Here is a 10,576-nt window from a genome sequence, read left to right as displayed (position 1 = left end):
TATTCAAGTCTTCATAAGTCATGACGCTAAGATAAATAATCTATTATGAAAGAGGTCTAATCCATTTTTTATCTTTATCTGCGCAGATAAAAAAGTAATATTAATGAATAACAGAAAAGTGGCAATCTCTTTCATATGGTAAAATGATAAAAAAACTGCAAATCAATGAATAATTTGCAGTTATTACTGATTTTAGAAAGTCCAGGTTACTCCAACACCATACCAAGTTTCTTGGCTAACATTTCCTTCTCCATCTGGTAAATATGTTTCTCCTTGAGCTGGTTCAACTTCAATGGTTTGTTCATTAGCGAACCAAGATCTCATCTCGAATCTTTGTTCAAGTTCTTCCATTTGGAACTCATTTAATAGTTCCGTTTCATTCATGATCAGTTTTTCTGAATACTGCTTTTTTGCGTTCATATTATTGTTATTTAAAATTGAACAACAAACCTACAGAAAATGCCCGCTTGAAAACATACCATAAAAAGGGTATTATTTCATAGATTGGGCTTTATAAATTTGTACTGAAAGGTAGCAACTTCAATTTCACTCAAAAACTTTCTAACACACTGAATTTATCAAAAATAATAATTCCCCAGAGATTTCGAGGAGTTATGGCAGATGTAGGACGATGAGAGTGATTGAACAACATTTTTGATACATTATTATATTGACAATATATGTGAAAAACTGTGTATGATCTTTAATATTTTAAGTAGCGTATTTTCTATTTCTTCTAAGCTTGCTACACAAAATAGCACTTCAAATTTTATTTTTATCTAATTTTATAGAATTACAGTATTGAAAATCAATACTGTAATTTATTATATTTAAAACATCGACAAGTATTAAAATACTTATTATTAATATCTTAAAGGAATTGTTTTAAACACTTTAGAGAAAAATGACATATTTTTCCATACAGGATTTAATGCTTCACCTTTAAATGTTGCACCTAATGCTTCCCATCCTGTATGCAGCTTACCTGCAAGCTCAATCTCACCTTTATATCCTACATATCCATCAGGTGAAAACATTCTACTATCTTTCCATTCATATCCTTTACCCATAACATAGACCCTATCTAACGTAGAATGATAATATTCGTGAGAAATTGTAGCCTTAAACATAGAAGCCGAACTAAAGGCTCTATCTCCTATTCTAATATTTCCTGTATTAACATTTGTACTACCATATTCTTGTAATGCACTATCATAAGTTATTTCCGCTTGCAAATTATATCTGCTTTTTACAAAATCTATTGCTTTCTGTGCTTTTAATTGATCTATTGAACCATTTACATTGGCTTGCTCTACTAAATTTTTTACGACGCCTGTATTAGTTCTAAAGCCATACCCGTCTTTGTAATTTCTAAACATCTCAATACTAGAAGTGACTGCCGCAAATGCTGCTCCTGTTATTGCTCCAGTCATTGCACCTTGCCAAAAATTTCCTCCAGCTAATACAGAACCAACTCCACCCACTAAAGCGCCTGTTCCTGCTCCCCAAGCTATATTGGACGCAAGTGTTCCTCCACCAATCATTCCTACTGCCCCTCCTAAAAATCCTGTTATAGCCCCTTGCAAAATTCCGTTTGCATTTTCCCCATTAACAAAAGTATTTAATATTCCTTGAGAAAGCCCTCCTGCCATACCACTCATTGCAGAACCAATAACGCTGCCTGCAGTAAATAAACCTGATACAGCACCCCCTGCTGCTCCAGATACTGCTCCAAATAAAATAGATTTTGCAAAACCTCCCCAGCTCCAACTTCCAGACATTGCAGCCTGAATTGCATACATTCCAGCTCCCAATGCTACTCCTATAATAGCACCTGTAATTACTGTTGACCAAAAAAGTGATATACCCGCAGCTATTAGAAATTGAAAAACTTCTCCACTCGGATCGCTGAACATCAGTGGATTATTCATTACATATCCGTACTTGTTATAGTTTTGGGTATTGGTAGGATCCTGAATATTTTCATCGGCATTGAGGAACCTTCTTAACAAAGGGTCATACAATCTTCCATTCATGTGGATGATGCCTACTTCTGCAAAATGTTCGTGACTGGTGTATCCCCTATCTATCAATAAAGCAGTATTATTAATGATATTTTTATCGGTAATAATAGCTCCGTTTCCTATCTGTAAATGGGTGAAATTACCCCATGCATCGAAATGTCTCTGCTCTAGCTTGTTTCCTGCTTCATCACTAATAGCCAGAACACTTCCTAAATAATCTTTGTGCAAAAATTTATAAGAACCGCTGCTCTCTGTAAAATCTTTCAAATATACAATATTGCTTTCATAAGGACTTCCTCCTATATACAAAATATGTTTTTCTTTTCCGGTTAGGTTATCTTTCAGTACTTCAAAGCTTCCATCTTCACTGTAGAATTTTGTGAACTTTCCTTCCTGATCCGGATCAAAATTCCCTCCATAGGTAACACGTTGTCTCATGCTTGTTAGTCCATACTGGAACGCTACATCTCCTTTTTCTCCATTGATGAATACAGGATCGTTATTCTCATTATAAGCAATGCTTTGGATCAGGTCATTATTATAATTCTGAGTTCCGACTGCATTTAAGGTCATTCCGGTGGGCTGATAAATTTTAGCAGAATTTTCATACTTCATGGTTCCTACCTGGTCGTTATCCAGAATTCTTCCTTTAATATCATAGATATTTTTGGAATTTTGTCCTGTTACCGGATTAGTCCATTCTGTTAAACGATTATTATCATCATATGTGAAGGTTTCCAAAATATTGAAATCTCCTCCTGTTACTCTGTTCTTAAGTTCATTTTTAATAGCGTCAAAAGAATACGAGATTTGCAATATACTTGGTGCACCTTGTAGCTGAAGCCAATATTCATGATTAATATTTGTTAAAAACCCGTTATTATCATACGTATTATTTATTCTGGACTTACCGAGATTGGCTTTTAATACCTGTCCTTTTGCATTGGTTTCTATAAGTGACCACAATACTTTACCTGAATTTTTATCTTTCACTTGGCTCAACTCTCCGTTCCAAGTATTGTATACATTTTCTATGGTAACTTTAGTAAGTACTCCTGAAGAATACAATTGTTTTTCATAAGAAATAACTCTTGCCTTATCATCATAGGTGATTCCTTTCTGAATGTAATATTTTCCATTACTGCTCTCGGATGAAGACAATACTCTTCCCTGCGGATCATACACAACGTTGGAACTATAAGTCTTTCCTTTGGAAGTTCCCGTTCTTGAAGTTATTCTTCCTTTGTTATCATAAGAGAAAGAAATATTTTTATTGGTAGCTTGTCCATTATCGGTTGTAGAAAGCTCTTTCTGAGTGATAAGTTGGCCTAAATTATTATAAATATATTCTTTTGTTCCTTTTGGACTAATGATTTTAGTAGGTTGTCCAAATCCGTCATATTCATATTTATAAACTCCATTGGAAGGATCGTTGAATTCCGATTTTCTTCCCCATGAATCATACTTAGTTGTGACAATATTTTCTGCATATTGAGCTTTAATCTGCTCTCCTGCTGCATTGTAAGAGAAATTGATGGTCCCTCCTTTGTCAGTGGTAGAAACTACATTTCCTAAAGCATCCATAGTTTTGGTAGTAGTGCGGTTATATCCGCTAAGTTCTTTTACAGTAGTAGTATTTCCAAAAACTAAGGTTTCCATTTGCTTGCCGGTAAATGCAGTAGCTGTTACTTTGGCAGGGAATACTGAATCGTCGTAAGTAATAGTGCTCCATTGATTAGCATTTTGTCCATCAAAATAAGGTTCACTTTCACCGGTTTTTCTTCCTAAAACATCATACTGAGTTTCTTTGGAAACATACTGTCCCTGACCGAATGCCTTAGTCGAAACTTTATATTCTTGGCCTAGTTTATTGGTGAATTTTTTGGAAACATCACCATCCGAATCATTTTGTGTTACAATTACATTAGAATTATTGTCTCTTTCATATTGGTATGTAGTAGTGCCTCCTAAGTTGGTTTTGGAAGTTAATAATTTTCCCCATGTATCATAAGTATTGGTGAGAATATTTCCTAAAGGATCGGTTTGGGTAAGGATTTGTCCCCAATCATTATATGTAATATTGGTTTCTAAATTTAGATTATCTGTTTTCTTGATGACAAATCTTCCTTTCGGATCATATTGATTTTGAGTAGTTTGGGTTTGGGAATCTACACTATTACTGGTTATTTTCTGCGTAATATTTCCAAAACCATCATAAGTATACGTCTCCTGTAAATATCCTGAATTATCCCTGTTCCAAGTTTTTAAGGTTTTTAATAAATTATTCTCATAAACATATTCTTCTTTGGCAGATTTAGTGTCACCGTATGCTTGGTTTATATTGATTTTTGATTTTGGACGACCAATATAATAATCGGAACCTGTTCCTGATGGATTGTGGATATATTCAAATGTGGATGTAGTGATTCCATATCCATTATTAACATTGGAGACACTTTGTGAAGGAAGATAATAATCTCCGTAAGTAATCGTACTGGTAGTAATGGTATTTGTTAAAAAGTCTTTGGTTAAATTACTTTTTGGAATTATGGCTGTTACAATCTTAGGCTTGTCTGCATCTGCAATAGTTGTAACAACTGTTCCGTTTAAAAGCTTATCTGTTTGATATATTGTCGATTTAAAACTGAGTAACTGGTTATTATTCTCAGAAATATCCGTTGGGAATATTTTCGTTTCATCATTGGTTCTAATACTCCATTCTTTTACAGGAAGACCTTCGTTTAGTGGATCTATTTCTACTCCAGACCATATTTTTGTATTTTCAAATCCATTAGCATACCATGAAGAGCGAGCGGTTTGATTATAACCGATTATACCTTTGCCCTGTAAATGCCCGGTCATTCCTCTGTAACGGAAGTCCTGCTTTTTTCCTTCCTGTTGAAGCTGTACCACGGCATAAGACTGATCCATTCTGTTTAACGAGAAATATGGATAATATTGCTTTTTTATTTTTTGATAAAAACTAGGGAGAGTTGCATTATTCGGAATCACTTCTAAATAGTCTGCCAATGTTGTAACTCCTGTCTGATTAATTGATTTGATTCTTGACAGTTCTGCTAAAGAAGTTTGTGTTTTATATTTATGTACTCTTGTATTTTTGAACACAAAAATATCGTAGTAATTATTATTTGATTTGATGGGGTTGGTCAAAGGCTGGAATAATCCTTGCTCAGCACCTCCTACATTATAAGATGGACTTGTAGTACCAAAACCTGCTATAAAATCTGTACCTCCATTTGCAAGCATCGTTTTAATTTCATATTGTAAGGTCCTCCATAATGCATTTCCACTATTGCCTACATTTCCAACTTTGTTTTTAGAGTATATGAAAACGATATCTGATTTTCCATCTTTATTAATATCTGAAATAGAATAAAAATGATAGTCAATCAAAGCTAAAGGTGATACTTGCGCCGGTTTTCTGTATTTAAGAAAATTTGTTTTTAATATATTTTGGAATCCATTTTCTACACCCATATAAAATCTCCAGTTATCAGTATCTTGGTCATCTGTAGTAGGAATTGTAAAATCAAGGTTTCCGTCTCCATTAAAATCTCCAAAAAGTACCGGGAAATCCTGATCTTTCGTTTCAACCAAGTTACCTGTATATTTTATTTTTTTAAGATATTGATTAGGAGATGTTTTTACAAACTCGAATATAGTATAGTCTGTGTTTGAAACATTGATAACTTCAACTTTCCCATCTCCATCAACATCCATATATTTTTGATTGGTATATGAATTTTCATTAAAAGCAAACCCTCCTGAATAGGTAGAAATAGGAGCATTTACATTTTTCAGATCTATGATGTATCTGTCTACAAAAGGACCACTGACTAAAGTAAGAAATATATCAGACATTCCATCTCCATTTATGTCTCCTTCATTTATAGTAGGTGTTGTTGTACATGTTACACACAATGCCGGAATCGGTTTTTCAAAAACTTTAACAAATACATTGTTTCTAAAAACATACCCTACAACATTATTATTTTCATATTGGACAATACCATTTCCGTTATAAATCTGACCTTCCTCATCAAGTAATGTGTTAACAACTTTGGCTTCCGTATTAAAGACTTTACCTGTTAAAATCTCCTGATATGCATCATTAAAAGCACCTAGCTTTACATTACCATTATTCATTATAAAATCCAGATAAGAATCTCCGTTAAAATCTCCAGTAAATTTGACATTATCGAAAGAGTCACTATTATAAGGTAAAACTCCATTATAGTCTATTTGTGCTGAAACAAAATTTGGGTATGAGAATATAACTGGATTAGCAGCTACATTTTCTGAATTGTATTTTGTTATTTTATTGACAAACTGATAATTTCCATTTTGTATATAATCAATAAAATATTTTTGAAATGAGGAATTATTGGTGTTAACTATTATATTACCTAATAATTTCTCTTGAACAAACGAAACCCCATTTATATAAGATTGTTCTTTAAGATTTCTTGAGATATAATTAAATAGCATTTCATTAAAATGTGGTTTTCCTAAAGTCTCATTTCCTCCCCATTCTATAGCTGAAATTAAAGCTACATTGTTAAATTTCATATAATGATAAGTAATATAATTACTTTGCGGATCCTTCCATTTTACTATATTATATTCTACCGGAGTTGTGGCATTGTCATCATTAGATGTTTGAGTTCCATACCAAGCCTGTGAGCCATCCTCAAAAGTGACTTCCCAATATTCAGGCCCTTGCCAAATCTGTCCTGAAATACTTCCTAAAGATTTAATTTTAATATTGGAATATTTTTCAGGAACATATTCTGCTCCATCTTTTCCATATTCTCCCGATTTTAAAATCAATCGTTGCCCGTTAAAGCTATAATAATCAGAATAATCCAACTGAACTCCTTTTACCTCACCATCCTTTTCAATATTCTTACCTACTCTTGAAATAGCTGTAATGCCCGAAATATTCCATCCATATCCTGCAATTCCATTTCCGGAACCACCAACATACATCAAATTAATTTGCGGAGCCACACTTTTCACACCGGGAGGTAAAGCAATAGGTAGTGTAAATTGCAATTGACCACTACCATTAACTTCTATATTTCCTCTTGTATCATGAAAACTTTGTCCTTGCGGAGATGTCGTTCCGGAAGGATTATTGGCTCCCGCTCCGGAATCTATCGGTCCACCTCCTGAATTATCTGTAGAAGGGCCTACTTTGGCCACAAAAGGATTCGAAACTCCGTTTGTAGCCACAAAACCGGGAGTAAGAACCACTGTCTGTGGATCCTGGACTGTTCTGGAAACCGTTTCCGGTTGATGTAATATCGTTTGGGAATATCCGAATATAGAAATAAGCGATATAAATAATGAGTATAGCGTTTTCATAAGTAATGAGTTTATGAATAATAGATTGATTGAGAAAAATAAATAGGAGAAATAGTTATTCCTTGAGGATGTTTTTAGTGAAAATTCTACCATCCTTCAATGTGAAAGTAAGTACATAAACTCCCATATAATAATGAGTCATGTCAATTTCTACATGTTTATTAAGGTTAGGAAGATTTTGCTGCTGGAATTTCCAGTGGATGGTATTTTGTTCATACAAACTTACATTGTCAATAAGCTCGTTTGCTTTATCACTCCAGTCTAAGGTTAAAATATCTTTCACCGGAACTGGGTAAATCCTTATTTCATTCCAGAATTCTTTATCGGGAGAAACAGTTTGATTTTCCTGAATTAAATTTTCCGTAATCTCTTTTACAGACTCCTGAGCTTGTTTAGCATTTGCGTTCGTTCCACGATATCTTTGGTTTCCGGCTTCATCATATTTGAAATAGACTTCCGTTTGGGAAAAGCCAAGAAATCCAATGAACAAAGAAAATAAGGAGAATATTTTTGCTTTCATATGTTTAATTTTTGGAAGAAAGAATTTGTTGAACTTGTTTTTTTAATTCTTTGATCTCTTCTAACTGAAGTTTTAAATCACTATTTTCTGCTTGAAGTTTTTTAATAAGCTCCGATTGATCATTGTTTTCCTTATTCTGCTCAATAGTATAAAGCGTAAGCTCTTCTATTTTTTGCAACAAAAGATTCGTCATTTCTCCTACTTGCAGTCCTTTTTCCTTGATTTCCTGTGCAGAAGGAATATTCGGTAAGTGATTATTTTCTTTTGTGTACTTTTCAACTTCAGCTAAAGTAGGCATTGTATAATCAGATTTTAAAGTAGAATTACCTGTATAATACTTTTCAAATACATAATCTGCTGGAACACTTAAATCTACTCTTACTTCTTCTGCATGAATATGACCTTTAACTATAAGTTTAGAAGGGTCTAATGCGTACTCAGGTGTTAAACCTTGAGTTCCTATTCCTACTTTTCCCATTACATACATATCATCTGTATTTGCTGTAGCAGGAGTTGAATTAGTTCCAGATACATACCAAACATTATTACCGCCACTTGGAACTCCGGTTTGTGTCTGTACATAGCCATTGGCATCCATTGTTAGATAAGTTGTATTGGTAGTAGCCGTAGGTAAACCTGAAAAATGTACTGTTCCATTTACATCTAATTTTGCTTGGGGACTGGTGGTACCTATTCCCACATTACCATTATTCAAAATACTAAATAATATTCCTGTATAATCTCCTTTTGAAACCACAAAAGAAGACTCATGTAGATTTCCGAAAAACCAATTGTTTGTTCCATTCTCTAACTGGGTTTGTATACCTTGAATAAACCCTCCATTAGAAGTGTTTCTTCTCAGCGTTAAAAGAGGGGAATAACTTTGAATAATTTGTTCTCCCATTACATGTAAATTTGCTTGTGGATTGGTGGTGCCTATTCCTACATTGCCAGAATCTCTATTTAAAATAGTATTATTACCTAAAGGATTTATATACAGGGGGCGACTATAGTGACTTTGCATCCACGAATATTGCATATTATTTCCAAACCTTAAATTTGGTTCGCTTGTACTTCCTAATATAAATCCTCCATCGTTTGCATCATTTAATGGTGCCACTACTTGCAACTTCGCTTGCGGATTGGTTGTACCTATTCCTACGTTGCCATCTCCTGTAATTCGCATTCTTTCAGTATTGTCTGTGCCGAAAGTCATCGCATTATTGTGTAGTGTTTTCATTTTCAATAGACCTAAACCATCTCTTGCATAGGATAATTCGAATACATTTGTTCCTAATTCATCTATTATATATCCCGACTTATTTGTAGATATAATAGTAGGATCAGTAATTTTTGATGATATAAAACCTCCTACATCTAGTTTATTTTGAGGATTGGTGACGCCTATTCCTACGTTGCCATTGTCAGATAATGTCATACGTGATCCGTAATCAGATCCATCCTGAGAGTAACTCCAAAACTGAAGACCATCTCCATATCCTCCTGTCATATTATAAATTGACCATCGGTTTGCTTTAGTTCCTGTCTTTAATGGATTATAAAATGATATACTTCCTCCTTCATTAGAAGATATATTTGAGAATATTTCCCCATAGAAAGTACTTTGATTATTTCCAGGATAGAAACGTGCAATATTATTGTTATATTCTTTCCCAATATAAAAAAAATCTATATTATCTTTTGGGCCAACCGCTCCAAAGCCTCCCATATTTTGGGTACCTGTGGTATCAAGGAAATTGTAACCTCTAGCCCAATAAGTATCGTAAGTCCTTATTGCTGCTCCCCAAACAGGTCCTCCTTCACCTAATAGTATCCTTCCCTGTACATCTAATGCCGCTTGCGGATTAGTGGTTCCTACTCCCACATTGCCTGTGGAAGAGTTGGTGGTTGTTCCGGCTACTGTTCCATTTGGAGTATAAATTTGTGCAGATACCAAACCTGCAGATAAAAGTCCTAAACTTAAAATAATTTTTTTCATTGTATGTAAATTTTCATTATAAACAAAATAGATTATGGTTGGAGCGAACAAGAATAATTTGTCAAAATTATCTCATTTTCCAACTACAAAATATACCATAGAACAGGTATTTTTTTGATTTTTTAACTACTAAAAAAATTTCTGAGTGGTATTTTTGTATAACTGTTTGTTTGCAAACATAATTTGTCAATACGTCAAAACTTGACGTATTAAAAGTAACTGAGGGCTTCTTTTCTGATTTTGCATTGTTTCTACATAAAAAACAATACAAAATTTAAAAATAATCTATGAAAGATTTGGGATAAAGAAAAGAATCATTATCTAATGTAAGCTTAGAGTATCAGTATATTTAATTGCTCAAATTACATTTTCGCATCAATAATAACAGTCGTTCCTTGATTTGGGATAGAATCCATTTTGAATTTTGCTGAGATAGACTGCAATCTTTCTCGGATATTCTTTAGTCCGATACCGCTTTTATTTTCGTGGTCGAATCCAATTCCGTTATCAGTTAAAATAATATTAATATTATCTTCAGCTTTGTTAATTGTAAGCTCTACATCGGTAGCTCCGGCATGTTTGGAAATATTATTCAGCAATTCCTGCAAAATTCTGTAAATATTTATTTTGATTGTTTCATTTAAA

General features: G+C 33.6%; 5 protein-coding genes. All 5 read right to left on the bottom strand.

The features are described from left to right. Positions 1-192: 192 nt before the first annotated feature. Entirely contained in the window at positions 193-420 is a 228-nt protein-coding gene (locus tag AC2A1C_RS15385; RefSeq protein WP_484026804.1) for a hypothetical protein, read from the bottom strand. A 443-nt stretch (positions 421-863) separates the two neighbouring features. After that, on the bottom strand, positions 864-7,412 hold the full coding sequence (locus tag AC2A1C_RS15380; RefSeq protein ID WP_484026803.1) for an RHS repeat-associated core domain-containing protein: 6,549 nt from the start codon (positions 7,410-7,412) through the stop codon (positions 864-866). Between the two features lie 55 nt (positions 7,413-7,467). After that, positions 7,468-7,932: a T9SS type A sorting domain-containing protein gene (locus tag AC2A1C_RS15375; protein WP_484026802.1), complete on the bottom strand. Its 465-nt coding sequence runs from the start codon at positions 7,930-7,932 to the stop codon at positions 7,468-7,470. A 4-nt stretch (positions 7,933-7,936) separates the two neighbouring features. Then, positions 7,937-9,931, bottom strand: coding sequence for a hypothetical protein (locus tag AC2A1C_RS15370; protein WP_484026801.1), 1,995 nt, complete (start codon positions 9,929-9,931; stop codon positions 7,937-7,939). A 362-nt stretch (positions 9,932-10,293) separates the two neighbouring features. Further along, positions 10,294-10,576: sensor histidine kinase (locus AC2A1C_RS15365; RefSeq protein ID WP_484026800.1), on the bottom strand; the 283-nt coding region annotated here is incomplete at its 5' end.

Source organism: Chryseobacterium sp. HNCC26DJ241, assembly GCF_057180505.1.
This window is presented reverse-complemented; position numbering and strand designations above follow the sequence as displayed.

Excerpts from the sequence above, each read along its gene's own strand:
- AC2A1C_RS15385 (WP_484026804.1), bottom strand. The coding sequence starts at position 420 with ATGAACGCAAAAAAGCAGTATTCAGAAAAACTGATCATGAATGAAACG.
- AC2A1C_RS15380 (WP_484026803.1), bottom strand. The coding sequence starts at position 7,412 with ATGAAAACGCTATACTCATTATTTATATCGCTTATTTCTATATTCGGA.
- AC2A1C_RS15375 (WP_484026802.1), bottom strand. The coding sequence starts at position 7,932 with ATGAAAGCAAAAATATTCTCCTTATTTTCTTTGTTCATTGGATTTCTT.
- AC2A1C_RS15370 (WP_484026801.1), bottom strand. The coding sequence starts at position 9,931 with ATGAAAAAAATTATTTTAAGTTTAGGACTTTTATCTGCAGGTTTGGTA.